Origin of the sequence: Stutzerimonas azotifigens DSM 17556, assembly GCF_000425625.1 — a bacterium.
Lineage (GTDB): Bacteria > Pseudomonadota > Gammaproteobacteria > Pseudomonadales > Pseudomonadaceae > Stutzerimonas > Stutzerimonas azotifigens.
Map to the genome: position 1 here is coordinate 186,368 of NZ_KE384410.1, position 23,675 is coordinate 210,042.

Sequence of the window (23,675 nt, forward strand, 5' to 3'; positions counted from 1 at the left end):
ATAAAGGCGCTGGAGGCTGGATGGCTGGACGAAAAGGCAACTGCATGCGCTCTTCGTCCAACCGTCCAACCGTCCAACCGTCCAACCGTCCAGCCTCAAGCCTCCAGCGATAGACTGACGCCCCGTCTCGAAACTGCACGCGTGCCAGACCGGCCCGCCTAATGAGAATTGCGAGAACCCATGAGCAAATTCTGGAGCCCCTTCGTCAGCGCCTTGGTGCCCTACGTGCCGGGCGAGCAGCCGAAACTGAGCCGGCTGGTCAAGCTCAACACCAACGAGAACCCCTACGGCCCCTCGCCGCGGGCGGTCGCCGCGATGCAGGCCGAGCTGGGCGACGCCCTGCGCCTGTATCCGGACCCCAGCGGCGAACGCCTGAAGCAGGCGGTGGCCGACTATTACGGCATCCGCTCCGAGCAGGTATTCGTCGGCAACGGCTCCGACGAGGTGCTGGCGCACGCCTTCCATGGTCTGTTCCAGCATGGCCGGCCGCTGCTGTTCCCGGACGTCACCTACAGCTTCTACCCGGTCTACTGCGGGCTGTACGACATCGAGTACCGGGAGGTGCCGCTGGACGAGCAGTTCCGCATCCGCCCCGAAGACTACAGCCAGCCCAACGGCGGCATCGTCTTTCCCAACCCGAACGCGCCCACCGGCCGCCTGCTGCGGCTGGAGGCGATCGAGTCGATCCTCCAGGCCAATCCCGACTCGGTGGTGCTGGTCGACGAGGCCTACATCGACTTCGGCGGGCAGAGTGCCGTAGCCCTGATCGACCGCTACCCAAACCTGCTGGTGGCCCAGACGCTGTCGAAATCCCGCTCGCTCGCTGGATTGCGGGTCGGCCTGGCGGTCGGTCACCCGGATCTGATCGAGGCGCTGGAGCGGATCAAGAACAGCTTCAACTCCTATCCGCTCGACCGTGTGGCGCTGGCCGGCGCGGCCGCCGCCTTCGAGGACCGGGCCTACTTCGAGGAAACCTGCGCGCGGGTCGTGGCCAGCCGTGAGGCGATGGTGGCCGATCTGCAGGCGCTGGGCTTCGAGGTGCTGCCGTCGGCGGCCAACTTCGTCTTCGCCCGCCATCCCGGACACGATGCCGCCGGCCTGGCCTCGGGCCTGCGCGAGCAGGGCGTGATCGTGCGGCATTTCAAGCAGGCCCGTGTCGCCCAGTTCCTGCGCATCACGGTCGGCACGCCCGAGCAGAACCAGGCCCTGAAGGACGCGCTGGGCCAGTTGATCGAGCGCTAGGCGCTAGGGCGCAGCACAAGGCCTGGCAGGGCCTGTGTGCGGTCTTGACAGCGATCTTGGTGGTTCCAATGGTGGTCGAGACCCCGCGAGGAGCCTCGCCCCCGAGGTCGGACCTCCCACGCAAGCAAGTGGTGTTGACTGGACCCTGTGGGAGGCGCGCCCTCGCGGCGAAGCATCGAGGGCGCGGTCCATCGCGGTCGGGACCGCTCATACGAGAGCATCGCCCCGAGGTCGGGCCTCCCACGCAAGCAAGTGCTGACTGGACCCTGTGGGAGGCGCGCCCTCGCGGTGACGCATCGAGGGCGCGGTCCATCGCGGTCGGGACCGCTCATACGAGAGCATCGCCCCGAGGTCGGACCTCCCACGCAAGCAAGTGGTGTTGACTGGACCCTGTGGGAGGCGCGCCCTCGCGGCGACGCATCGAGGGCGCGGTCCGTTCGCGGTCGAGGCCGCTCCTAGGAGAGCTTCGCCCCGAGGTCGGGCCTCCCACGCAAGCAAGTGGTGTTGACTGGACCCTGTGGGAGGCGCGCCCTCGCGGCGACGCATCGAGGGCGCGGTCCATTCGCGGTCGAGGCCGCTCCTAGGAGAGCTTCGCCCGAGGTCGGGCCTCCCACAGAAGCGAATGTTGCTCACGGATCCCGAGGGAAGAGCGCCCTTCAGCGCTCCTTTTTCTGTTCCTGCGTCCGCTCCTGCTGCGTCGGCAGCGGCGGGCGCATGCCGACTTCGGCGCTCAGGGTCATGGCCTTGCCGTTGCGCAGGATTTCGATATCGATGCTGTCGCCCGGGCGCGTCTGGGCGACCTGGTTCATCGAGGTGCGGCCGTCGCTCGCCGGGGCGCCGGCGATGCTCAGGATGACGTCACCGGGCTGCAGGCCGGCCTTTTCCGCCGGGCCGTCGCGGTAGACACCTGCCACGACGATGCCGGGGCGGCCTTCCAGGCCGAAGGATTCGGCGAGTTCGCGGGTCAGCGATTGCACCTCTACGCCCAGCCAGCCACGGATGACCTGGCCGTGCTCGATGATCGACTGCATGACGTCGCGGGCCAGCTTGATCGGAATGGCGAAGCCGATGCCCTGCGAGCCGCCGGATTCGGAAATGATCGCGGTGTTGATGCCGATCAGGTTGCCGTTGGCGTCTACCAGCGCGCCGCCCGAGTTGCCGCGGTTGATGGCTGCGTCGGTCTGGATGAAATCCTCGTAGGTGTTCAGCCCCAGCTGGTTGCGGCCGGTGGCGCTGATGATGCCCATGGTCACCGTCTGGCCGACGCCGAAGGGGTTGCCGATGGCCAGGGTCACGTCGCCGATGCGCACGCTGTCCGAGCGTCCGACGGTGATCGCCGGCAGGTTGTCCAGGTCGATCTTGAGCACCGCCAGGTCGGTCTCAGGGTCGCTGCCGATCACGCGCGCCAGCGTTTCCCGCCCATCCTTGAGCGCCACCACGATCTGGTCGGCGTTGGCGGTGACGTGGTTGTTGGTCAGCAGATAGCCTTCCGGGCTCATGATCACTGCCGAGCCCAGGCTCGACTCCATGCGCCGCTGGCGGGGCAGGTTGTCGCCGAAGAAACGGCGGAACAACGGATCGTTTAGCATCGGCACTTCGGCCTTGGCCACCATCTTGGTGGTGTACAGGTTGGCCACCGCCGGTGCCGCCGCGCTCACCGCGGCGGCGTAGGAGTGCGGGCCCTGCTGTGGCAGCAGGGCGGCCGGCGCTTCGCGAATATGGTAGTTGTGCGCGGGCAGGCCGACCCATTGCGGGTAGCGCTGGATGATCAGCAGTGCCACCAGCACGCCAACCAGCAGCGGCCAGCCGAAATAACGCAGGGCGTTGACCATCGAGGAATTTCCGTCCGAGTTGCGAGTGCGGGGAGCGCCCCTTTAAGGTGGCGGCATTATACGGGCCTGGATCGAGAAAGCAGGCCCCTGGAACCGCAGGAGAAAAGAGCATGGCCATCGCACTGACGACCCTGGTCGAGGAGGCCGACCGCTACCTCGACGCCACCCGCTTCCAGGACTACTGCCCCAACGGCCTGCAAGTCGAAGGCCGGCCCCAGGTGCGACGCATCGTCAGCGGCGTCACCGCCAGCCAGGCGCTGGTGGACGCGGCGATCGAGGCCGAGGCCGACGTGCTGCTGGTCCATCACGGCTATTTCTGGAAGAACGAGGATCCGCGCGTGATCGGCATGAAGCAGCGCCGGCTCAAGGCTCTGCTGGCGAGCGAAGTCAGCCTGCTCGCCTATCATCTGCCGCTGGATGTGCACCCGGAGGTCGGCAACAACGTGCAACTGGCGCACCTGCTCGACCTCACCATCGAGGGGCCGCTCGAGCTCGACAATCCGCGCTCGGTCGGCCTGGTGGGTTCGCTGGCGACGCCGATGCGGCCGGTGGATTTCATGCACCTGCTGCACGAAACCCTGGGACGCGAGCCGCTGATGGTGGCAGGCGAGGAGCCCATCCGGCGCATCGCCTGGTGCACCGGGGCGGCCCAGGGCTACATCGACAAGGCGCTGGCGGCTGGCGTGGACGCCTACCTGACCGGCGAGGTGTCCGAGCCTACCGTGCACTTCGCCCGCGAGAACAACCTGACCTTCTTCGCCGCCGGGCACCATGCCACCGAGCGCTACGGCGTCCAGGCGCTGGGCGACTACCTGGCGCGTCGCTTCGCCATCGAACACCTGTTCATCGATTGCCCGAATCCGGTCTAAGGCCGGAAGCTGCCTGCATATCGCTATAATTTTTAGGTCTAAGCAGTTGCCTGATTAGAAGCGGGTCGCGTGATAGAGTGCGCCCATTTCCGGCGGCCGCCAGGCCGCCCTCTGCAAACGTGAGTAGCCATGGTCGAGAAACTGACGCACCTCAAAGAGCTGGAAGCCGAGAGCATCCACATCATTCGCGAAGTGGCCGCCGAGTTCGACAACCCGGTGATGCTCTATTCGATCGGCAAGGACTCGGCCGTGATGCTTCACCTGGCGCGCAAGGCTTTCTTCCCGGGCAAGCTGCCGTTCCCGGTGATGCACGTGGACACGCGCTGGAAATTCCGCGAGATGTACGCGTTCCGCGAGCGGATGGTCAAGGAGATGGGGCTGGAGCTGATCACCCATATCAACCCCGAGGGTGTGGCGCAGGACATCAACCCCTTCACCCACGGCAGCGCCAAGCACACCGACGTGATGAAGACCGAGGGCCTCAAGCAGGCGCTCGACAAGTACGGCTTCGACGCGGCCTTCGGCGGCGCCCGGCGCGACGAGGAAAAGTCCCGCGCCAAGGAGCGCGTCTATTCCTTCCGTGACAGCAAGCACCGCTGGGACCCGAAGAACCAGCGCCCCGAGCTGTGGAACGTCTACAACGGCAAGGTGAAGAAGGGCGAATCCATCCGCGTGTTCCCGCTGTCCAACTGGACCGAGCTGGACATCTGGCAATACATCTATCTGGAGCAGATCCCGATCGTGCCGCTCTATTTCGCCGCCGAGCGCGAGGTGATCGAGAAGAACGGCACGCTCATCATGATCGACGACGAGCGCATCCTCGAGCACCTCTCGGACGAGGAGAAGGCGCGAATCACCAGGAAGATGGTCCGCTTCCGCACCCTCGGCTGCTACCCGCTGACCGGCGCCGTCGAATCCACCGCCGCGACGCTGCCCGACATCATCCAGGAAATGCTCCTGACCCGGACCTCCGAACGCCAGGGCCGCGTCATCGACCACGACCAGGCCGGCTCGATGGAGGAGAAGAAGCGGCAGGGGTATTTCTAAACCGGCTACAGGCGGCAGGCTTCAGGCTGCAGGCCGGAGGCGGTGTCGCTGCATAGTAAGGGATAAAGGCTGATCGAAATGGATTTTGAGCGGCTTGAAGTGTGGCAGCGAGCCAGAGTCCTGACCGTGAGTGTCTATCGGGAGCTGAGTGGCTGCCGCGACTTTGGTTTCAAGGACCAGATAACGCGCTCTGCGCTGTCCATACCCAGCAATATCGCTGAGGGCATGGAGCGAGGGAGCGAAAGAGAAAAATGTCGGTTCCTCTGGATCGCCAAGGGGTCATGCGCTGAATTGCGCACCCAGATCCTGATCGGAGCCGAATATCGGTTACGTCGACCAGCGGCTGGCGGATTCCTGGCTGGATGAGTCGACACGCATTTCCCGAATGCTGACTGGCCTCATAAGCCGGATCGCTGAATGAAGAATTGAGCGCTGTTAGCCTGCCGCCTGCAGCTTGCAGCCTGGAGCCAAGCATGTCCCACCAATCCGAGCTGATTTCCTCCGACATCCTCGCCTACCTCGCCCAGCACGAGCGCAAGGAACTCCTGCGCTTCCTCACCTGCGGCAACGTCGACGACGGCAAGAGCACCCTGATCGGGCGCCTGCTGCACGATTCCAAGATGATCTACGAGGACCATCTCGAGGCGATCACCCGCGACTCGAAGAAGGTCGGCACCACGGGCGAGGAGGTCGATCTGGCGCTGCTGGTGGATGGCCTGCAGGCCGAGCGCGAGCAGGGCATCACCATCGATGTCGCCTACCGCTATTTCTCCACGGCCAGGCGCAAGTTCATCATCGCCGACACTCCCGGGCACGAGCAGTACACCCGCAACATGGCCACTGGGGCCTCGACCTGCGACCTGGCGATCATCCTCATCGACGCCCGCCATGGCGTGCAGACCCAGACCCGCCGGCACAGCTACATCGCCTCCCTGCTGGGCATCCGCCATATCGTGGTGGCGGTGAACAAGATGGACCTGATGGATTTCGACCAGGCGGTGTTCGAGCGGATCAAGGCCGATTACCTGGCCTTCGCCGAGCGAATCGGCATGACGCCCACCACCCTGGAGTTCGTGCCGATGTCGGCGCTCAAGGGCGACAACGTGGTCAACCGCAGCGAGCGCGCGCCCTGGTACCAGGGCAAGCCGCTGATGGAGATCCTCGAAACCGTCGAGATCGCCGGCGACCGCAACTTCGACGACATGCGCTTTCCCGTGCAGTACGTCAACCGGCCCAACCTGAACTTCCGCGGTTTCGCCGGCACCCTGGCTAGCGGCGTGGTACACAAGGGCGACGAGGTCGTCGCGCTGCCGTCCGGCAAGAGCAGCCGGGTCAAGTCCATCGTCACCTTCGACGGCGAGCTGGAGCAGGCCGGTCCGGGGCAGGCCATCACCCTGACGCTGGAAGACGAGATCGACGTCTCACGCGGCGACATGCTGGTCCACGCCGACAACCGCCCGCGCATCAACGACGGCTTCGAGGCCATGCTGGTATGGATGGCCGAGGAGCCGATGCTCCCGGGCAAGAAATACGACATCAAGCGCGCCACCAGCTACGTTCCGGGCTCGATCCCGAGCATCGTCCACAAGGTCGACGTCAACACCCTGGAGCAGGGCGCGGCGAGTGAACTGAAGCTGAACGAGATCGCGCGGGTCAAGGTCAGCCTGGACGCGCCGATTGCGCTGGACGGCTACGCCCAGAACCGCACCACCGGCGCGTTCATCGTGATCGACCGGCTGACCAACGGCACCGTCGGTGCCGGCATGATCATCTCCGAGCCGCTCGCCGACCAGAACCCCGATGGACACCATGGCCGGCAAGCCCACGTCAGCGCCGAAGAGCGCGCCGCGCGTTTCGGACAGCGCCCGGCGACGGTACTGTTCACCGGCCTTTCCGGTGCCGGCAAGAGCACCCTGGCCTATGCCGTCGAGCGCAAGCTGTTCGACGCCGGCCGCGCGGTGTTCGTGCTCGATGGCCAGAACCTGCGCCACGACCTCAACAAGGGCCTGCCGCAGACCCGTGAAGGCCGCGCGGAAAACTGGCGGCGTGCTGCCCAGGTGGCCAGGCAGTTCAACGAGGCGGGCATGATCGCCCTGGCCGCCTTCGTCGCACCGGCCGCCGCCGGGCGCGAGCAGGCCAAGGCCGAACTCGGCGCCGACCGCCTCATCACCGTCCACCTCCAGGCTTCCGAACAGACCTGCCGCACCCGCGACCCGCAGGGCCTGTACGCGGCAGGTGGCAACAACATTCCGGGCGTCTCCTTCCCATACGACGCGCCTGTCGATGCGGACCTGGTGATCGATACGGAAACGGTGTCGGTGGAAGAGAGCGTGAAGCAGGTGATCGAGCTGTTGCGGGGGCGTGGGGTCGTCTGAGGCATAGCCAAATACCCGTCGTATCTGTCCCCTCTCCCTCCGGGAGAGGGCTAGGGTGAGGGAACTGTCACCCCCGCACGGCTCGCGCAGGCAACCTCAGACCAGAATCGCCAGGCTGGTATATCTGGCGACCATCGAGTCCGCAGTCAGCAAGTGCATGGGTTCGGTTATGGTTGTTGCAACCAGAATGCGATCGAAAGGATCCCGATGATGAGATTCGACTTCGCGGATGGCCATGACATGCTCCACGGCAACCGGTAACTCGATGAACCCGCTTTCTCGGCAGCAGCAGCGAATCTCGTCCAAGTCGGCGTCGATTTTGCCGAGGCTGATCTTGATTGCCAGCTCCCAGAAAGAGGCGGCGCTGATATAGGCCTCGCTGGCGTCCTCGATCAGGCGCCTGGCCTTGCGTGAAAGCTTCTGATCATCGGCGAGCGCCCACAACAAGACATGCGTATCGAGCAATATCCTCATAGAGGAGCTTGCTCGAAGCTATCGACCACCTCATCGGGCAACGGCGCGTCGAAATCGTCGGGAACTACCAGCTTGCCCTCATCCGCCCGATGCGCTTGCCCGAAGGCCCCACGGGAACCAGTCGGGTGAGCGCGCGGCCGTGCGTTGGCAATGAGGATGACCTGCTCGGCTGCGGCTTCATCCACCATCTTTGAAAGGCTATTCTTGGCTTTGCCAAGGGAATCGTAATGCTTGCCTCTAAAGTCTTGGCCGACTCTGTCCAAATATGTTCCAGAGGCAATGCAAAACGCATGAGAGGCGTTTCCATCGGTAAGAGCATAGGCCGAATGCTCCCGCCAGAAACGCGCATGGGCAATAGTCGGCGGGTTGCGCAAATACAAAGCCCTGTTGGGCGCGGGCGAGGTTTTGTGTGTGGTCCAGTTATACTGGCTAAAAATTCCAGAGAGCAAATGCGAGCGCATGGGAGTTTGCCTTGGTTGGGCAGCCAAATATTTGGCAGATTCCCCAGACGGGTTGAATATAAGGCAAGCACCGCGCCGACGGTTGATAAGCAGAAAAATAAAAAACCCCGCCAAATGCGGGGTTTCTTGTTTTCAACAAGGCGTCATGCAACGCTCCGTAACTGTTTTACGGGCGGCAGGCAGACGGCAGATACTTGACTTCCAAGCCATCGCATTCCCAGTTGGAAATTTGATTGCCAGCGGCATTGAGGACCGGCTCCAGCGTCATTGTTTCGCCGTTATGTACACCGCTGGTGAACGGAACGCTAAGAACGCCGGCTGCGATTGTCACTCCAGTGAAGTATTTCCCTTCCAGTTCGCCAATCGCATCATCGAGTGCCTGCGAATCGCCTGCATCGGGCAGGGCGCCTTCTTCAGAAAGGTAAACGCCGATATCTGCCCGCAGGCCTGCGGTTGCGCTGAGTGCTTCGGACGCTTGTGCGCGGCCGGTGTAGTCCTGATAGGCCGGCAGCGCAATTGCCGCCAGAATACCGATAATTGCCACAACAATCATCAGTTCAATCAGGGTAAAACCTTTTTGCATCTGAGCTTTCATGTGTCTCTCCTTGAAAGTGTTCAGGCAGTTAGCCTGCTCTCCCTGTAGCAGTCAGTGTGCCAAGTTTTCCATGTCCCGGAAAATCGGGCCTCCAGGGCTTATGTGAACTGTGCACCCTGCCTTCATTCGCGCCCTTCTGACAAATTTCGTCACCTGTGATAACGAGGTTTGGCACTGCCTGTCATGTGCGTTATAAGGCGGGGCATTAATTCAGGAGAATTCGATGACGGATCATATTCCCCTTTCGGGTCTGGCCAAGCAGATGGTGCTGGCCGGCCTGCTGGACGATAAGACCGCGCAGCAGGCGCAGCAGCAGGCTGCTCGTAACAAGCTGTCGCTCATCACCTATGTCGTGCAGAACAAGCTGGCCCAGGGGCGGGCGGTCGCGGAGCTGGCCGCCGAGCAGTTCGGTATCGCCTTCATGGACCTCTCAGTGATGGACAAGGAGGGGCTGCCGCGGGATGTCATCAGCGAAAAGCTCGTCCGTCAGCATCGCCTGCTTCCGCTGTGGCGGCGCGGCAACAAGCTCTTTATAGGTGTATCCGATCCGGCCAATCACCAGGCTGTGACGGATGTCCAGTTCAGCACCGGTCTTACCACCGAGCCGATTCTGGTTGAAGACGACAAGCTCGGCGAGGCGATCGACAAGTTTTTCGATAGCGGTACCACCGGCCTCGAGACGCTGGGCGACGTGGATCTCGACGGACTGGACGTCGAGACGGTGTCTGACGACAGAGCCGACGATCAGGCGGGGGCGGAAGCGGACGATGCGCCCGTTGTGCGCTTCGTCAACAAAATGCTATTGGACGCGATACGTGGCGGCTCGTCCGACCTCCACTTCGAGCCCTACGAGCGCGCCTACCGGGTGCGCTTTCGTACCGACGGAATCCTGCACGAGGCTGCGCGGCCACCGATTCAGCTGGCTCCCAGGATCTCGGCGCGTCTTAAAGTAATGGCAGGTCTCGATATTTCCGAACGCCGCAAGCCGCAGGACGGGCGTATCAAGATGCGGGTGTCGAAGACCAAATCGATCGACTTTCGGGTCAATACGTTGCCCACGCTCTGGGGCGAGAAGATCGTGATGCGGATTCTCGATTCTTCCAGTGCACAGATGGGCATCGATGCGCTCGGCTACGAGGAGAGCCAGAAAGAACTCTATCTGGGCGCATTGAGCCAGCCGCAGGGCATGATCCTGGTAACCGGCCCCACCGGCTCCGGCAAGACCGTCTCGCTCTACACCGGTCTGAACATTCTCAACACCGTCGACGTGAACATCTCGACCGCCGAGGACCCGGTGGAAATCAACCTCGAGGGGATCAACCAGGTCAACGTCAACCCGCGGCAGGGCATGGACTTCGCCCAGGCGCTGCGGGCCTTCCTGCGGCAGGACCCGGACGTGATCATGGTCGGCGAGATCCGGGACCTGGAAACGGCCGAGATCGCCATCAAGGCCGCGCAGACCGGCCACATGGTGATGTCGACGTTGCACACCAACAGCGCAGCGGAAACCCTCACGCGCCTGCGCAATATGGGTGTGCCAGCCTTCAACATCGCTACCTCGGTGAACCTGATCATCGCCCAGCGATTGGCGCGCAAGCTTTGCAATACCTGCAAGAAAGAGGTCGAGGTACCGCGCGAAACGCTCATCCGGGAAGGCTTCCCCGAGAGCGCCATCGGCACCTTCAAGATCTACGGCCCGGTCGGCTGCGACAATTGCAAGGGTGGCTACAAGGGGCGTGTCGGTATTTATGAAGTGGTTAAAAACACGCCGGCGTTGCAGCGCATTATCATGGAAGACGGTAACTCCATCGATATTGCCGCACAGATGCGCAAGGATGGCTTCAACGACCTCCGTACTTCGGCGCTGCTGAAAGCCATGCAGGGGGTCACGAGCCTGGAAGAAGTCAACCGCGTGACCAAGGATTAACCATGGCGCAGAAAGCGATCAGAAACAGCGTCTTTACCTGGGAAGGTACCGACCGGCGTGGCTCCAAGATCAAGGGCGAGCTCAGCGGTGCCAGCCCGGCGCTGGTCAAGGCGCAGCTGCGCAAGCAGGGCATCAACCCGCTCAAGGTGCGCAAGAAGGGCATGTCCCTCCTCAGTGCGGGCAAGAAGATCAAGCCCATGGACATCGCCCTGTTCACCCGCCAGATGGCGACCATGATGAAGGCCGGCGTTCCCCTCCTGCAATCGTTCGACATCATTGGCGAGGGCTTCGACAACCCGAACATGCGAAAGCTGGTGGACGATCTCAAGCAGGAAGTGGCGGCCGGTAATAGCTTCGCCACCTCATTGCGCAAGAAGCCGCAGTATTTCGACGACCTGTATTGCAACCTGGTCGATTCCGGCGAGCAGTCCGGTGCGCTCGAGACGCTGCTCGACCGGGTCGCGACCTACAAGGAAAAGACCGAGGCGCTGAAGGCCAAGATCAAGAAGGCCATGAACTATCCGATCGCCGTGATTCTTGTGGCGGTTATTGTTTCGGCCATCCTGCTCATCAAGGTGGTGCCGCAATTTCAGTCCGTATTCGCCAACTTCGGTGCAGAACTACCAGCCTTTACACTGATGGTCATCGGCCTGTCAGAAATGCTCCAGGAGTGGTGGTGGATCGTGCTGTTTGGTCTTATCGGCGCCGGTTTCTTTTTCAAGCAGCTGCACCAGAAATCCGAAAAATTCAGAAACTCCTTTGATCGCGCCTTGCTTAAGCTGCCGATCATTGGGGACATTCTTTATAAATCTGCCGTCGCACGATTCGCGCGTACTCTCTCGACGACCTTCGCTGCGGGTGTGCCCTTGGTGGATGCGCTAGATTCTGTTGCTGGTGCAACCGGCAACGTCGTGTTTCGCAATGCCACCCACAAGATCAAGGCCGACGTATCCAGCGGCACCCAGCTCAATTTCTCCATGCGTACCACCAATACCTTCCCGACCATGGCCGTGCAGATGACAGCCATCGGTGAGGAATCGGGGTCGCTCGACGAGATGCTCGGCAAGGTGGCTACTTTTTACGAGGATGAGGTCGACAACATGGTCGACGGGCTGACGAGCCTCATGGAGCCGATGATCATGGCAGTGCTCGGCGTGCTCGTCGGTGGTCTGATCATCGCCATGTACCTTCCTATCTTCCAGTTGGGTTCCGTTGTCTGATGCCCCTTGTCGATTACATGGCCAGCCATCCGCTGGCCTTTGTTTTTTCTGCGCTTCTGGTCGGTCTTCTGGTCGGCAGCTTTCTCAACGTGCTGGTCTATCGGCTGCCGATCATGATGCGCCGCGACTGGCGGGCACAGGCCAGGGAGATTCTCGAGCTGCCGGCCGAGCCGCAGGGCCCGACCTTCAACCTCGTGCTGCCCAACTCCCGTTGCCCGCACTGCGCGCATGAGATCAAACCCTGGGAAAACATCCCGCTGATCAGCTGGCTGGTGCTCAGGGGGCGCTGCTCGGCCTGTCGCGCGCCCATCAGTCGGCGCTATCCGCTGGTCGAGCTTAGCTGTGGGCTGTTCTCGGCCTTCGTCGCCTGGCACTACGGCTTCGGTTGGCCGGCGGGGGCGATGCTGCTGCTGACCTGGGGGCTGCTGGCGATGAGCCTGATCGATGCCGATCACCAGCTGCTGCCGGACGTGCTGGTGCTGCCGCTGTTGTGGCTGGGGCTCGTCCTCAATCACTACGGCCTGTTCGTCACGCTCGAGGATGCGCTCTGGGGAGCGATCGCCGGTTACCTCAGCCTGTGGTCGGTCTACTGGCTGTTCAAGCTGCTTACCGGCAAGGAGGGCATGGGGTATGGCGACTTCAAGCTGCTGGCCATGATCGGCGCCTGGGGTGGCTGGCAGGCGCTGCCGCTGACCATTCTCCTGTCCTCGCTGGTGGGCGCGGTGCTCGGCACCATCATGCTGCGCGTGCGGCGTGCGCACAGCGGCACGCCGATTCCGTTCGGCCCCTATCTCGCGCTGGCCGGCTGGATCGCCCTGCTCTGGGGTGACGAGATCACCGCGAGCTACCTTCAATTCGCGGGCTTCAACTGAACGGCCTCCGTTGCGTAGGGTGGAAAACGGCGAAGCCTTTTCCACCAGAAAGGGCGGCGGGTATATCGGTGGAAAATCGCTGCGCGACTTTTTAACCTACGTCAGTCTTCAGCTCATTACCGAACCGTCGTCCCGGCGAAGACCGGGGCCCAGGTGGCTTGCACTTGGGTGTGGGCTTGTGGAGCGCTGAGTTCATCCTCGACTGGCTACTGGCCTTCTGGGTACCGGCCTTCGCCGGTACGACGGACTGGTGGGTGGCTGTGAGCGGGTGTGGGGCGTGGCTGGGGTGGGTGGTGCTTGCAGGGCGGTGAAAAAGGCAGGCCTGCGGCCTGCATCGCCGCGAGGGCGCGCCTCCCACAAAAGCAGCGGGTGCGCGCCTAACCTGGTGGGAGGCGCGCCCCCGGACGAGCTTTTTCGCGGAGAGAGGGGAAAAGCGTCGCCCGGTGCCCTTGCATCCGAGGCTGCCAGCCGGTACTACTGCCGGCCTGTTCCCGACGGGCTGGCGATCATGACCCCATGGATTCTCGGACTTACCGGCGGCATCGGTAGCGGCAAGAGCGCTGCGGCCGAGCATTTCACCCGTCTGGGCGTGCACCTGGTCGATGCCGATCAGGCCGCCCGCTGGGTCGTCGAGCCCGGGCGCCCGGCGCTGGAACAGATTGCCCGGCATTTCGGCGAGACGGTGATCCGGCCGGACGGGACCCTGGATCGCGCTGCCTTGCGCGAGCGGGTATTCGAGGATCCGGCGCAGCGCAAATGGCTGGAGGCCTTGCTGCACCCGCTGATCAGAAAGGAAATCAGCGACTACCTGGCTCGGGCTGAGTCTCCGTACGCGGTACTGGTTTCGCCGCTGCTGATCGAGTCGGGGCAGTATCGTATGACGCAGCGCGTACTGGTGGTGGACGTTCCGGAGCACCTGCAGCTGCAGCGCACGATGGCCAGGGACGGCGTCAGCGAGGCGCAGGTCCAGGCCATTCTCAAAGCCCAGGCCGGCCGTGACGAGCGCCTACGGCACGCCGACGACGTGCTGGTCAACGACCGTGATCCCGCCTGGCTGCAGGCGGAAGTCGAACGCCTGCACCGTTTCTATCTCACCTTGCGTGGAGGTCAGCCATGAACTCGTCCATACACGTCGAGTGTCCTACCTGCGGAGCGCCGGTCGAGTGGAGTTCGAAGAGCCCGCACCGTCCGTTCTGTTCCGACCGCTGCAAGCTGATCGACCTGGGTGCCTGGGCGTCCGGTGAGCATGCGATTCCGGGTGACGAGCTGGAAGACGACCTGCTGTCCGGCGACCTGCCGCCTCGCGAGCACTGAGTCGCAAGTCTCGCACCGCTGGCCGTGTGAGTGAGCGTGGCAGGCCCGCTCACGGAGCCCTCACCCGGGCCGGCGGGCGAGGGTGGTTGGTTGGGTGTTGACCCGCGGCAACGTGTCGGCCCGGTTCGCGGCCAAGGCCGCTCCTACGAAAGTGGTGCCGCACATGGCCGTGGGAGCGCTCTTGCCAGCGAACGATGCCTGCCAGGTCGCAGGCAGAGCCTGTTCCTACAGGCGTTGCCGGAGCGAGGGCAGCGCCGTCGCATTCCCTTCTCCCTCCGGGAGAAGGTGGCCCGCAGGGCCGGATGAGGGAGGCTTTGCACAAGCGACTCACCCGGGCCCTCCCCGGAGGGATGGGGGTTGTTCGGTGTTGATCCGCGGCCGCGGTTCGCGACCAAGGTCGCTCCTACGAAAGCGGGTGCCGTGCATGGCCCGTGGGAAGCGGTCTTGACCGCGATCTTTGGCTGGTGGTTTCCGGTCGCAGGCAGAGCCTGCTCCTACAGGCGTTGCCGGAGCCGAGGGCAGCGCCGTCGCATTCCCTTCTCCCTCCGGGAGAAGGTGGCCCGCAGGGCCGGATGAGGGAGGCCTTGCACAAGGGCCTCACCCGGGCCCTCCCCGGAGGGGCAGGGGGTGGTCCGGTGTTGGTCCGCCCCTTTATCGCCGCGAGGTCGTGCCTCCCACAGGCTGATGTGCCGGAGGCTTGTCGTGGGAGGCCCGCCCTCGGGGCGATGCACTTGTTCATCTCGCCATACGGCTCAACGCTGTCCAGCCTCCAGCCTCCAGCCTCCAGCCTCCAGCCTCCAGCCTCCAGCCTCCAGCCTCAGCTGCCCCCATCCTTCCACGGCGCCTGCAGGTAGCGGCTACGGTTGAAAGTTTCCAGCCAGTCCGGATAGAACACCACCAGTGCGGTGACTGCTGTCCCGTTGATGAACGCCTCGGGGAACATGACCAGCCACAGGTAGCCCCAGAACTGTTCCAGCCAGGGCGGCATGGGGTAGAGACCGTCCGCCAGCAGGACCCCCAGCGAAGCCAGGACGCAGAGCAGGGCCGCGAGCGCTGCGGGAAAGAAGCCGGCGCAGAATATATAGACGAACAGGTTCTTCGGCTGCGTTCGCTCGACCAGCAGCGCACAGGCCTCGGTGACCGCGATGGGGATGAGGACCAGCAGCACGCCATTGGGGCCGATGGCGGTGAAGTCCTGAAAGCCGATCACGGATAGTCCGAGCTGCGCCAGGAAGGCGGCGATCATTGCCAGGGGCCAGTCGAGCAGCAGGGTGACGGCGGTCAGGCCGATGAAATGGAAGGAAAGGCCGGATTCGAAATCCCGGCGCACCAGCCACAGCAGGAACACCGCCAGCCCTGCACCGAACAGCAGGTGCTGTCGCCGCGTGTCGCTGAACAGCTCTACCCAGGGGGCGCGCCAGACTGCCCAGCCCAGCGCCGCCAGGTAGATCAGCCAGCCGAGCAGGGTGGTGGTGGTCGAGAACAGTTCGGCATCGATCATGAATGCTATCCGCGGGCGGCCTGGCGAAGGAGCGCCACGGTCTGAGTTTTGGACTCCCGGCCGTAGGCCGGGTTTCCATTACGGGGCGGGGTTGGGCTGGGCGGTGTGGATGGCATCGATCGCCGTGATCAGCTCGTCCGAGAGCGTGAGGCTGGGGCTGGCCAGGTTGCTTTCCAATTGCGCGAGCGAGGTGGCGCCGATGATGTTGCTGGTCACGAATGGCTGACCGGTAACGAATGCCAGCGCCATCTGCGCCGGGTCCAGGCCGTGCTCGCGAGCGAGGGCCACGTAGCGCGAGCAGGCCGCCTGCGCCTGCGGGTTGTTGTAGCGGGCGAAGCGGCTGAACAGCGTCAGGCGTGCCTGCGGCGGACGGGCGCCACCTTCGTACTTGCCGGACAGCATGCCGAACGCCAGCGGAGAGTAGGCGAGCAGGCCGCAGTCTTCGCGCATGGCGATTTCCGCCAGGCCGATCTCGAAGGTGCGGTTGAGCAGGTTGTAGGGGTTCTGGATGCTCACCGCGCGTGGCCAGCCGCGGGCCTCCGCCAGCTTGAGGAAGGTCATGGTGCCCCAGGGCGTCTCGTTGGACAGTCCGATGTGTCGGATCTTGCCCTCGCGCACGAGTTCGTCGAGCGCCTCGAGCGTATCCTCGAGCGGCGTGAAGTCCTGCTCGGCATGGCGGTAGCCGAGTCGCCCGAAGAAATTGGTGCTGCGCTCCGGCCAGTGCAGCTGATAGAGATCAAGGTAGTCGGTCTGCAGCCGGCGCAGGCTGCCCTCGAGCGCTTCACGCAGTTGCGCGCGGTTGTGCCGGGGCTGCCCGCCGCGGATGTAGTCGATGCCGTTGCCCGGCCCGGCGATCTTGCTCGCCAGTATCCAGTCGGCACGGTCGCCGTGTCGTTTGAAGTAGTTGCCGATGATGCGCTCGGTGGCGGTATAGGTTTCCACCCGCGGCGGTACCGGATACATCTCGGCTGTGTCGATGAAGTTCACGCCCGCGGCCTTGGCGCGGTCGATCTGGGCGAAGGCCTCGGCCTCGGTGTTCTGCTCGCCCCAGGTCATGGTGCCCAGGCACAGGGCGCTGACCTGCAGGTCGGTGCGGCCGAGTCGGCGTCGTTCCATGCGCTGCTCCGAAGGTAGATGGAAGGACGACCACCATAGCGGCGGCCCGTCGCTTCATTCAATGGGCAGGGCACGGCACGGCACGGTTGCATTTTTCACCGCAGCCGGCATAATCCCGCGACTTTCGACGGGGACGCCTAGCCCTGTCGGACCAAGGTAGGGGATGCCTAGCCTACCGAACCCCGCCGTAGCGGACGCGCTGACCCGAGCCCCCGACAGTGTCTGTTTCCGGCCGCCCTGGCCTTGCCAGGACAAGCACCATTCAGTAAGATTCGCCGTCTTGTATTCAGGGCGGCCCCTGAGGCTATAACGAATGAAGACTTTTACTGCTAAACCGGAAACCGTTAAGCGCGACTGGTATGTCGTCGACGCTGCCGGCCAGACCCTGGGTCGTCTGGCCACCGAGATCGCCAGCCGTCTGCGCGGCAAGCACAAGCCGGAATACACTCCGCACGTCGACACCGGCGACTACATCGTGGTGATCAACGCCGAGCAGGTCCGTGTGACCGGCGCCAAGGCTTCCGACAAGATGTACTACTCCCACTCCGGCTTCCCGGGCGGCATCAAGTCGATCAATTTCGAGAAGCTGATCGCTCGTGCCCCTGAGCGCGTCATCGAGACCGCGGTCAAGGGCATGCTGCCGAAGAATCCGCTGGGTCGCGACATGTATCGCAAGCTGAAGGTGTACAAGGGTTCGACCCATCCGCATACCGCTCAGCAGCCCCAAGAACTGAAGATTTAACGGAATAGTTCATTATGTCGGCGACTCAAAATTACGGCACTGGCCGTCGCAAGACTGCAACCGCACGCGTATTCCTGCGTCCGGGCACTGGCAAGATCTCCATCAACAACCGCAATCTCGACCAGTTCTTCGGTCGTGAAACCGCGCGCATGGTCGTGCGTCAGCCGCTCGAGCTGACCGAGACCACCGAGAAGTTCGACGTGTACGTGACCGTCCTCGGCGGCGGCGTCAGCGGTCAGGCCGGTGCGATCCGCCACGGCATCACCCGTGCGCTGATCGAATACGACGAAACCTTCCGCAGCCCGCTGCGTCGCGCCGGTTACGTGACCCGCGATGCCCGCGAAGTCGAGCGTAAGAAGGTCGGCCTGCGCAAGGCGCGCAAGCGTCCGCAGTACTCCAAGCGCTGATTCCGCGCTTCGCGAAAAGCGCCCAGTTTCCTTTGTGGAGCTGGGCGTTTTTTTTGCCTCCGATTTTGCCGCTGCGACAGCGTGTCGCGCGCTGGACGCCGCGGATTTGCGGGCTTGCAGCCAGTTTGTGACAGGCCATTACCTTGTCAGCAGAGGGGCTTTTCTTTACCATTTGGCGAATTTTTTCGCGGCCTTTTTAGGTTGTACTTGCCTGCCTTGCAGGCCATAAGAAGCTGATGGGAGACGACTGAATGAGCAATGACGGCGTGAATGCTGGCCGGCGTCGCTTCCTGGTAGCCGCTACTTCGGTAGTGGGTGCTGCAGGAGCGGTGGGTGCCGCGGTCCCGTTCGTGGGGTCATGGTTCCCTAGTGCCAAGGCCAAGGCGGCCGGCGCACCGGTGAAGGTGAATATCAGCAAGATCGAGCCGGGCCAGCAGATGGTCGCCGAGTGGCGTGGTCAGCCGGTGTTCATCGTGCGTCGTACCGAGGAAATCCTGGCCAATCTGAAGAAGATCGAGCCGAGCATGTCCGATCCGGCTTCCGAGGCTTCGGTCCAGCCGGAATACGTCGATCCGCACGTTCGCTCGATCAAGCCGGAGATCGTCATCCTCGTCGGGCTGTGCACCCATCTCGGCTGCTCGCCGTCGTTCCGTCCGGAAGTGGCGCCGGCCGACCTCGGTCCGGACTGGGTGGGCGGCTACTTCTGCCCCTGCCACGGCTCCCGCTACGACCTGGCCGGCCGCGTGTACAAGGCGCAGCCTGCACCCTTGAACCTGCCGGTGCCGCCGCATGCCTACGAGTCGGACAATGTGGTCATCATCGGTGTGGACCAGGAGAACGCTTGATGAGTAAGTTCATGGAATGGGTGGATGCCCGCTTCCCCGCCACCAAGATGTGGGAAGACCACCTCAGCAAGTACTACGCACCCAAGAACTTCAACGTTCTGTACTTCTTCGGCTCGCTGGCCCTCCTGGTGCTGGTCAACCAGATCCTCACCGGCGTCTGGCTGACGATGAGCTTCGAACCCTCGGCCGAAGGCGCCTTCGCCTCGGTCGAATACATCATGCGAGACGTCGAGTACGGGTGGATCATCCGCTACCTGCACTCTACCGGCGCCTCCGCGTTCTTCATCGTGGTCTACCTGCACATGTTCCGCGGCCTGCTCTACGGCTCCTACCAGAAGCCGCGCGAGCTGGTTTGGATCTTCGGCATGATGATCTACCTCGCGCTCATGGCCGAGGCCTTCATGGGCTACCTGCTGCCGTGGGGGCAGATGTCCTACTGGGGCGCGCAGGTGATCATCTCGCTGTTCGGTGCGATTCCGGTGATCGGCGAAGACCTGACCACCTGGATCCGCGGTGACTACCTGATCTCCGGCATCACCCTGAACCGCTTCTTCGCGCTGCACGTCATCGCGCTGCCGATCGTGATCCTGGGCCTGGTGGTGCTGCACATCCTGGCGCTTCACGAAGTGGGTTCGAACAACCCGCTGGGCGTGGACATCAAGAAGGCCAAGGACGAAGCCGGCAAGCCGCTGGACGGCATCCCCTTCCACCCGTACTACACGGTGAAGGACATCGTCGGCGTGGTGGTCTTCCTGTTCGTGTTCTGTGCGGTGGTGTTCTTCTTCCCGGAGATGGGCGGCTACTTCCTCGAGAAGCCGAACTTCGAGACGGCCAACCCGTTCAAGACGCCCGAGCACATCGCGCCGGTGTGGTACTTCACCCCCTTCTACGCGATCCTTCGTGCGGTGCCGGACAAGCTCATGGGCGTCATCGCCATGGGCGCGGCGATCGCCATCCTGTTCGTGCTGCCCTGGCTGGATCGCAGCCCGGTTAAGTCGATGCGCTACAAGGGCTGGATGAGCAAGATCGCGCTGGTGCTGTTCTGCGTGTCCTTCGTCATCCTCGGCGTGCTCGGCGTACTGGCACCGACGCCCGGTCGGACCCTGCTGTCGCAGGTCTGCACGATCATCTATTTCGCCTACTTCATTCTGATGCCGTTCTATACCAGGCTCGAGAAGACAAAAGCAGTTCCGGAGAGGGTGGACGGCTGATGAAAAAGCAATTCGCTGCATTGATACTCGCTGTGCTGCCGGCTCTTGGTTTTGCCGCCGGTGGCCATGACGTCCATCTCGACAAGGTGGAAATCGATCTGACCGACAAGGCTGCGATGCAGGACGGTCTGCGCACCTTCGCCAACTACTGCATGGGCTGCCACAGCGCGCAGTTCCAGCGGTACGAGCGCGTGGCCAACGACCTCGGCATCCCCGAGGAGATCATGCTCGACAACGTGGTCTTCACTGGCGCCAAGATCGGCGACCACATGCAGATCGGCATGAAGCCCGACGACGCCAAGGCCTGGTTCGGCGCCGCGCCGCCGGACCTGACCCTGGTCGCCCGGGTGCGCGGCAACGACTGGCTGTATTCGTACCTGCGTGCGTTCTACGAAGACCCGACGCGCCCCTGGGGCGTCAACAACCGGGTGTTCCCGAACGTCGGCATGCCGCACGTGCTGGCGCCGCTGCAGGGTCGCCAGGTCGTCGGCTGCAAGCAGGTGCAGGTGGTCGAGGACGGACGCAAGCAGTTCGACCCGCTGACCGGCACGCCGATCACGCACGAAGCCTGTGACCAGCTGACCGTGCTGCCGAACACCGGCGAGCTGTCCGAGGCGGAATACGACGAGAAGGTGAAGAACCTGGTGACCTTCCTGGCGTACTCGGCCAACCCGGTCAAGCTGGAGAGCCAGCGGATCGGTACCTACGTGCTGCTGTTCCTCGCGTTCTTCTTCGTGTTCGCCTACCTGCTCAAGCGCGAGTACTGGAAAGACGTCCACTGACAGCGCTGCGTAGCCAGCCCTCAAGACACGCGCCCGAAAGGGCGCGTGTCGTTTCTGCACCCGGCAGGCGCCGTCGTCCTGCCGACCGACCGATTCGACGTCCGGGGCTGGTTGCCTGTCGGTCGGTCCCGACCAAGAGGATTGCCCATGGCTGTACCGAACCGGTTGGCCTGCTATTCGGATCCTGCCGATCACTACTGCCACCGCATCCGTTTCATCCTGGCGGAGAAGGGGGTGGTCGCCGAGATCATCGACGTCGACCCCCGGCGCGTTCCGCCTGAGCTCGCCGACGCCAACCCCTATGCGACCGTACCGACCCTGGTCGATCGCGACCTGGCGCTCTACGAGTCGACCGTGGTGATGGAGTACCTGGAGGAGCGTTATCCACATCCGGCGTTGCTGCCGGCGTACCCCCTGGCGCGTGCGAACACGCGCTTGCTGGTGCACCGTATCCAGCGCGACTGGTGCAGCCTGGTCGATCGCATTCTCGATCCGAAGGTCGGCGACGCAGTACGTGCGAATGCCCGCAAGGAGCTTCGCGAAAGCCTCAGCGGCGTCTCCCCGTTGTTCGTCGACAAGCCGTTCTTTTTGAGTGACGAGCTGAGTCTGGTGGACTGCTGCCTGTTGCCTATCCTGTGGCGATTGCCCAAGCTGGAAATCGAATTGCCGCGCGCCGCCAGGCCGCTGCTCGATTACATGGAGCGTAACTTCGCTCGCGAGGCCTTCCAGGCCAGTCTTTCCGCCGTTGAGCGCGCCATGCGCAAAGAGAGGCAGCCCGTATGAAACCGAGTCGTCCCTATCTGCTCAGAGCCCTGTACGAGTGGATCGTCGACAACGAATGCACCCCGCATCTGCTGGTCAACGCCGAATATCCCGAGGTCAAGGTGCCGTCCGGCTTCGCCAGCGACGGGCAGATCGTGCTCAACGTGTCGCCCAGCGCGGTGCGTCATCTGCACCTGGACAACGAGGCGGTGAGCTTCGAGGGGCGTTTCGGTGGCGTTTCCCACTCGCTGTACATCCCGACCGGAGCCGTGATGGCCATCTATGCTCGGGAGAACGGGCAGGGCATGGTCTTCGAAATCGATCCGATGCCGCCGGAAGGTGGGCCCGGGGAAGGGCCTGGCGGCGACGACGCGCCCAAGCCTGCCGGACGGCCGAGCCTCAAGGTCGTCAAGTAGGGACTGGAGTTGGGGGTGGTGGCGCGGCGGCCCTCATCCGGCCCTGCGGGCCACCTTCTCCCGAGGGAGAAGGGAAAAGCCGCTGCTGCCGGTGGCCTCGGTGCGGAAGGCCGCCCGTTCCCGACGGGCTTGCGGCATTCACCACATCCCTGTGGGAGGCGCGCCCTCGCGGCGATGCAGGCCGAAGACCTGCTCAAAGCGCTCAAGGCATCGCCCCGAGGGCGGGCCTCCCACGAAGTAAAGGGTGCCCACCGAGCCTGTGGAAGGCCGCTCCCGGTCCCGACGGGCTTGCGGCATTCACCATATCCCTGTGGGAGGCGCGCCCTCGCGGCGATGCAGGCCGCTGCCCTGCTCAAAGCGCTCAAGGCATCGCCCCGAGGGCGGGCCTCCCACGAAGTAAAGGGTGCCCACCGAGCCTGTGGAAGGCCCTGCGCCGCGGCGGGTTCATATCGAGTCGTCAGGCGGTCACGCCCCTGTCACTCAGTCGAGGTACTCGAACAGCTTGACGATGCGCTGCACGCCCGAGACGCTCTGGGCGATGCTCGTCGCCAGCTCGCCTTCCTTGCGCGTCACCAGGCCCATCAGATAGACGATGCCGTTTTCGGTGATCACCTTGATGCGGCTGCCCGGCACGTTGCTGTCGGCGAGCATCTGCGTCTTGATCTTGGTGGTCAGCCAGGTGTCGTTGCTGCGCGCCAGGGCCGAGGAGGGTGGCAGTACCTGCAGCTCGTTGTGCACGCGCTTGACGCGCTGGATGGCGCTGGCCTCCTGCGCCGCCAGGGTCTTCAGTTCCTGCCGGGGCGTCTGGCCGGCGAGCAGCACCACACCGTTGTAGCTGGCGACGACGATGTGCGAGTTCTTGTCCAGGTCCGGGTGCGCCTTGGCGATGTTCACGGCCGCCTTGGTCTCGATCAGCGAATCGTCGATCTTGCTGCCGATGGTGCGTGTGCCACGGTTTTCCTCGATGGGTGCGTCGCGCGTGGCGGTCAGCACCGAGCTGCAGCCGGTTGCGGCCACGCAAAGCGCCAGGGTGATGGCATGCAGGCGGTTCAGGCTCATTCCTCTCCTCCGAACAGCTGGTTGTCGATCAGGTCGCACAGGCAGTGAATCGCCAGCAGATGCACTTCCTGGATGCGCGCGGTCACCTTGGCCGGCACGCGGATCTCGACGTCTTCCGGCAGCAGCAGCGAAGCCATGCCGCCACCGTCGCGTCCGGTCAGCGCGACCACCACCATCTCCCGGTCGTGGGCGGCCTGAATGGCCTGGATAACGTTCGCCGAATTGCCGCTGGTGGAGATCGCCAGCAGCACGTCGCCCGGTTGCCCCAGCGCGCGGATCTGCTTGGAGAAGACCTCGTTGTAGCTGTAGTCGTTGGCGATCGAGGTCAGCGTGGAGCTGTCGGTGGTCAGGGCGATCGCCGGCAGGCTGGGGCGCTCGCGCTCGAAACGGTTGAGCAGTTCGGAAGAGAAGTGCTGGGCGTCGCCGGCCGAGCCGCCGTTGCCGCAGGTGAGGATCTTGCCCTCGTTGAGCAGGGCGCCGACCATCACCTGGCCGGCCTGCTCGATGCTGGGGGCGAGCACTTCCATGGCCTGCTGCTTGGTCGCGATGCTGGCCTGGAAGAGCTGGCGAATACGGGATTGCATATCCATCGGTCGAATAACCTTA

At 63.7% G+C, this 23,675-nt stretch carries 24 protein-coding genes and 1 pseudogene; 17 read left to right on the plus strand and 8 right to left on the minus strand.

What is annotated here, in order from left to right:
- The first annotated feature begins 180 nt into the window (after positions 1 to 180).
- The gene (gene hisC / locus H610_RS0114240) at positions 181 to 1,242 is read left to right on the plus strand and encodes a histidinol-phosphate transaminase (RefSeq protein WP_028240295.1); all 1,062 of its coding nucleotides are present in this window, start codon (positions 181 to 183) and stop codon (positions 1,240 to 1,242) included.
- A 656-nt stretch (positions 1,243 to 1,898) separates the two neighbouring features.
- Here hisC and algW read toward each other — a convergent pair.
- Entirely contained in the window at positions 1,899 to 3,074 is a 1,176-nt protein-coding gene (gene algW / locus H610_RS23935) for a Do family serine endopeptidase AlgW (protein WP_043238608.1), read from the minus strand.
- Between the two features lie 110 nt (positions 3,075 to 3,184).
- Between algW and H610_RS0114250 the strand changes: the two genes are divergently transcribed.
- The 4 genes and pseudogenes from H610_RS0114250 to cysN all read left to right on the plus strand — a co-directional run bounded on the left by H610_RS0114250 (position 3,185) and on the right by cysN (position 7,365).
- Complete coding sequence (locus tag H610_RS0114250) at positions 3,185 to 3,943, plus strand: Nif3-like dinuclear metal center hexameric protein (protein ID WP_028240296.1); 759 nt, start codon at positions 3,185 to 3,187, stop codon at positions 3,941 to 3,943.
- Between the two features lie 129 nt (positions 3,944 to 4,072).
- Entirely contained in the window at positions 4,073 to 4,990 is a 918-nt protein-coding gene (gene cysD, locus H610_RS0114255) for a sulfate adenylyltransferase subunit CysD (protein WP_028240297.1), read from the plus strand.
- Between the two features lie 78 nt (positions 4,991 to 5,068).
- A pseudogene (locus H610_RS25015) lies at positions 5,069 to 5,411 on the plus strand (four helix bundle protein).
- A gap of 52 nt (positions 5,412 to 5,463) precedes the next feature.
- Positions 5,464 to 7,365, plus strand: a complete 1,902-nt coding sequence (gene cysN, locus H610_RS0114260; RefSeq protein ID WP_028240298.1) for a sulfate adenylyltransferase subunit CysN — start codon at positions 5,464 to 5,466, stop codon at positions 7,363 to 7,365.
- A 96-nt stretch (positions 7,366 to 7,461) separates the two neighbouring features.
- Here the strand turns inward: cysN and H610_RS0114265 are convergent, their stop codons facing one another.
- From H610_RS0114265 to H610_RS0114275, 3 genes are all read right to left on the minus strand, one after another.
- Positions 7,462 to 7,839 carry a type II toxin-antitoxin system VapC family toxin gene (locus H610_RS0114265; RefSeq protein WP_028240299.1) on the minus strand — a complete coding sequence of 126 codons (378 nt, stop codon included), beginning with the start codon at positions 7,837 to 7,839 and terminating at the stop codon, positions 7,462 to 7,464.
- Positions 7,836 to 8,300, minus strand: coding sequence for a hypothetical protein (locus H610_RS26155; protein ID WP_408054999.1), 465 nt, complete (start codon positions 8,298 to 8,300; stop codon positions 7,836 to 7,838). Before H610_RS26155 ends, H610_RS0114265 begins: the two co-directional genes overlap by 4 nt.
- A 166-nt stretch (positions 8,301 to 8,466) precedes the next feature.
- Positions 8,467 to 8,895, minus strand: coding sequence for a pilin (locus H610_RS0114275; RefSeq protein ID WP_028240300.1), 429 nt, complete (start codon positions 8,893 to 8,895; stop codon positions 8,467 to 8,469).
- Between the two features lie 223 nt (positions 8,896 to 9,118).
- Here H610_RS0114275 and pilB point away from each other — a divergent pair, with 223 nt between their 5' ends.
- The 5 genes from pilB (at position 9,119) to yacG (ending at position 14,228) form a co-directional block, all read left to right on the plus strand.
- Positions 9,119 to 10,822, plus strand: coding sequence for a type IV-A pilus assembly ATPase PilB (pilB, locus tag H610_RS0114280; protein ID WP_028240301.1), 1,704 nt, complete (start codon positions 9,119 to 9,121; stop codon positions 10,820 to 10,822).
- A 2-nt stretch (positions 10,823 to 10,824) separates the two neighbouring features.
- Positions 10,825 to 12,042: a type II secretion system F family protein gene (locus H610_RS0114285; protein WP_028240302.1), complete on the plus strand. Its 1,218-nt coding sequence runs from the start codon at positions 10,825 to 10,827 to the stop codon at positions 12,040 to 12,042.
- Positions 12,042 to 12,914 (plus strand): prepilin peptidase, encoded by an 873-nt coding sequence (locus tag H610_RS0114290; RefSeq protein WP_028240303.1) that lies wholly within the window; start codon positions 12,042 to 12,044, stop codon positions 12,912 to 12,914. The genes H610_RS0114285 and H610_RS0114290 overlap by 1 nt, the downstream gene beginning before the upstream one ends.
- A 508-nt stretch (positions 12,915 to 13,422) precedes the next feature.
- Complete coding sequence (coaE, locus tag H610_RS0114295; protein ID WP_028240304.1) at positions 13,423 to 14,031, plus strand: dephospho-CoA kinase; 609 nt, start codon at positions 13,423 to 13,425, stop codon at positions 14,029 to 14,031.
- On the plus strand, positions 14,028 to 14,228 hold the full coding sequence (gene yacG / locus H610_RS0114300) for a DNA gyrase inhibitor YacG (protein ID WP_028240305.1): 201 nt from the start codon (positions 14,028 to 14,030) through the stop codon (positions 14,226 to 14,228). The genes coaE and yacG overlap by 4 nt, the downstream gene beginning before the upstream one ends.
- Before the next feature lie 817 nt (positions 14,229 to 15,045).
- Here the strand turns inward: yacG and H610_RS0114305 are convergent.
- Both H610_RS0114305 and H610_RS0114310 read right to left on the minus strand, forming a co-directional pair.
- The gene (locus H610_RS0114305) at positions 15,046 to 15,729 is read right to left on the minus strand and encodes an energy-coupling factor ABC transporter permease (RefSeq protein ID WP_028240306.1); all 684 of its coding nucleotides are present in this window, start codon (positions 15,727 to 15,729) and stop codon (positions 15,046 to 15,048) included.
- 78 nt (positions 15,730 to 15,807) lie between these two features.
- Complete coding sequence (locus H610_RS0114310) at positions 15,808 to 16,845, minus strand: NADP(H)-dependent aldo-keto reductase (RefSeq protein ID WP_028240307.1); 1,038 nt, start codon at positions 16,843 to 16,845, stop codon at positions 15,808 to 15,810.
- 313 nt (positions 16,846 to 17,158) lie between these two features.
- Here H610_RS0114310 and rplM point away from each other — a divergent pair, with 313 nt between their 5' ends.
- The 7 genes from rplM (at position 17,159) to H610_RS0114345 (ending at position 22,010) form a co-directional block, all read left to right on the plus strand.
- Positions 17,159 to 17,587, plus strand: coding sequence for a 50S ribosomal protein L13 (gene rplM / locus H610_RS0114315; protein ID WP_028240308.1), 429 nt, complete (start codon positions 17,159 to 17,161; stop codon positions 17,585 to 17,587).
- A gap of 14 nt (positions 17,588 to 17,601) precedes the next feature.
- Entirely contained in the window at positions 17,602 to 17,994 is a 393-nt protein-coding gene (gene rpsI, locus H610_RS0114320) for a 30S ribosomal protein S9 (protein WP_028240309.1), read from the plus strand.
- Between the two features lie 251 nt (positions 17,995 to 18,245).
- On the plus strand, positions 18,246 to 18,839 hold the full coding sequence (gene petA, locus H610_RS0114325) for a ubiquinol-cytochrome c reductase iron-sulfur subunit (RefSeq protein WP_028240310.1): 594 nt from the start codon (positions 18,246 to 18,248) through the stop codon (positions 18,837 to 18,839).
- Positions 18,839 to 20,050: a cytochrome b gene (locus H610_RS0114330; protein WP_028240311.1), complete on the plus strand. Its 1,212-nt coding sequence runs from the start codon at positions 18,839 to 18,841 to the stop codon at positions 20,048 to 20,050. Before petA ends, H610_RS0114330 begins: the two co-directional genes overlap by 1 nt.
- On the plus strand, positions 20,050 to 20,832 hold the full coding sequence (locus H610_RS0114335; protein WP_028240312.1) for a cytochrome c1: 783 nt from the start codon (positions 20,050 to 20,052) through the stop codon (positions 20,830 to 20,832). Before H610_RS0114330 ends, H610_RS0114335 begins: the two co-directional genes overlap by 1 nt.
- Positions 20,833 to 20,979: 147 nt before the next feature.
- Complete coding sequence (locus H610_RS0114340) at positions 20,980 to 21,615, plus strand: glutathione S-transferase N-terminal domain-containing protein (protein ID WP_028240313.1); 636 nt, start codon at positions 20,980 to 20,982, stop codon at positions 21,613 to 21,615.
- Positions 21,612 to 22,010, plus strand: a complete 399-nt coding sequence (locus H610_RS0114345) for a ClpXP protease specificity-enhancing factor (protein ID WP_028240314.1) — start codon at positions 21,612 to 21,614, stop codon at positions 22,008 to 22,010. The genes H610_RS0114340 and H610_RS0114345 overlap by 4 nt, the downstream gene beginning before the upstream one ends.
- 480 nt (positions 22,011 to 22,490) lie before the next feature.
- Here H610_RS0114345 and H610_RS0114350 read toward each other — a convergent pair whose 3' ends face one another.
- Positions 22,491 to 23,069, minus strand: a complete 579-nt coding sequence (locus tag H610_RS0114350) for a BON domain-containing protein (RefSeq protein ID WP_028240315.1) — start codon at positions 23,067 to 23,069, stop codon at positions 22,491 to 22,493.
- A complete protein-coding gene (locus tag H610_RS0114355; RefSeq protein ID WP_028240316.1) occupies positions 23,066 to 23,659 on the minus strand; it encodes a phosphoheptose isomerase in 594 nt (197 codons plus the stop codon). The genes H610_RS0114350 and H610_RS0114355 overlap by 4 nt, the downstream gene beginning before the upstream one ends.
- Between the last annotated feature and the right edge of the window lie 16 nt (positions 23,660 to 23,675).

Bases quoted from the DNA above. Each gene is read 5' to 3' on its own strand.
- hisC (WP_028240295.1), top strand. From the start codon at position 181: ATGAGCAAATTCTGGAGCCCCTTCGTCAGCGCCTTGGTGCCCTACGTG.
- algW (WP_043238608.1), bottom strand. From the start codon at position 3,074: ATGGTCAACGCCCTGCGTTATTTCGGCTGGCCGCTGCTGGTTGGCGTG.
- H610_RS0114250 (WP_028240296.1), top strand. From the start codon at position 3,185: ATGGCCATCGCACTGACGACCCTGGTCGAGGAGGCCGACCGCTACCTC.
- cysD (WP_028240297.1), top strand. From the start codon at position 4,073: ATGGTCGAGAAACTGACGCACCTCAAAGAGCTGGAAGCCGAGAGCATC.
- cysN (WP_028240298.1), top strand. From the start codon at position 5,464: ATGTCCCACCAATCCGAGCTGATTTCCTCCGACATCCTCGCCTACCTC.
- H610_RS0114265 (WP_028240299.1), bottom strand. From the start codon at position 7,839: ATGAGGATATTGCTCGATACGCATGTCTTGTTGTGGGCGCTCGCCGAT.
- H610_RS26155 (WP_408054999.1), bottom strand. From the start codon at position 8,300: ATGCGCTCGCATTTGCTCTCTGGAATTTTTAGCCAGTATAACTGGACC.
- H610_RS0114275 (WP_028240300.1), bottom strand. From the start codon at position 8,895: ATGAAAGCTCAGATGCAAAAAGGTTTTACCCTGATTGAACTGATGATT.
- pilB (WP_028240301.1), top strand. From the start codon at position 9,119: ATGACGGATCATATTCCCCTTTCGGGTCTGGCCAAGCAGATGGTGCTG.
- H610_RS0114285 (WP_028240302.1), top strand. From the start codon at position 10,825: ATGGCGCAGAAAGCGATCAGAAACAGCGTCTTTACCTGGGAAGGTACC.
- H610_RS0114290 (WP_028240303.1), top strand. From the start codon at position 12,042: ATGCCCCTTGTCGATTACATGGCCAGCCATCCGCTGGCCTTTGTTTTT.
- coaE (WP_028240304.1), top strand. From the start codon at position 13,423: ATGACCCCATGGATTCTCGGACTTACCGGCGGCATCGGTAGCGGCAAG.
- yacG (WP_028240305.1), top strand. From the start codon at position 14,028: ATGAACTCGTCCATACACGTCGAGTGTCCTACCTGCGGAGCGCCGGTC.
- H610_RS0114305 (WP_028240306.1), bottom strand. From the start codon at position 15,729: ATGATCGATGCCGAACTGTTCTCGACCACCACCACCCTGCTCGGCTGG.
- H610_RS0114310 (WP_028240307.1), bottom strand. From the start codon at position 16,845: ATGGAACGACGCCGACTCGGCCGCACCGACCTGCAGGTCAGCGCCCTG.
- rplM (WP_028240308.1), top strand. From the start codon at position 17,159: ATGAAGACTTTTACTGCTAAACCGGAAACCGTTAAGCGCGACTGGTAT.
- rpsI (WP_028240309.1), top strand. From the start codon at position 17,602: ATGTCGGCGACTCAAAATTACGGCACTGGCCGTCGCAAGACTGCAACC.
- petA (WP_028240310.1), top strand. From the start codon at position 18,246: ATGAGCAATGACGGCGTGAATGCTGGCCGGCGTCGCTTCCTGGTAGCC.
- H610_RS0114330 (WP_028240311.1), top strand. From the start codon at position 18,839: ATGAGTAAGTTCATGGAATGGGTGGATGCCCGCTTCCCCGCCACCAAG.
- H610_RS0114335 (WP_028240312.1), top strand. From the start codon at position 20,050: ATGAAAAAGCAATTCGCTGCATTGATACTCGCTGTGCTGCCGGCTCTT.
- H610_RS0114340 (WP_028240313.1), top strand. From the start codon at position 20,980: ATGGCTGTACCGAACCGGTTGGCCTGCTATTCGGATCCTGCCGATCAC.
- H610_RS0114345 (WP_028240314.1), top strand. From the start codon at position 21,612: ATGAAACCGAGTCGTCCCTATCTGCTCAGAGCCCTGTACGAGTGGATC.
- H610_RS0114350 (WP_028240315.1), bottom strand. From the start codon at position 23,069: ATGAGCCTGAACCGCCTGCATGCCATCACCCTGGCGCTTTGCGTGGCC.
- H610_RS0114355 (WP_028240316.1), bottom strand. From the start codon at position 23,659: ATGGATATGCAATCCCGTATTCGCCAGCTCTTCCAGGCCAGCATCGCG.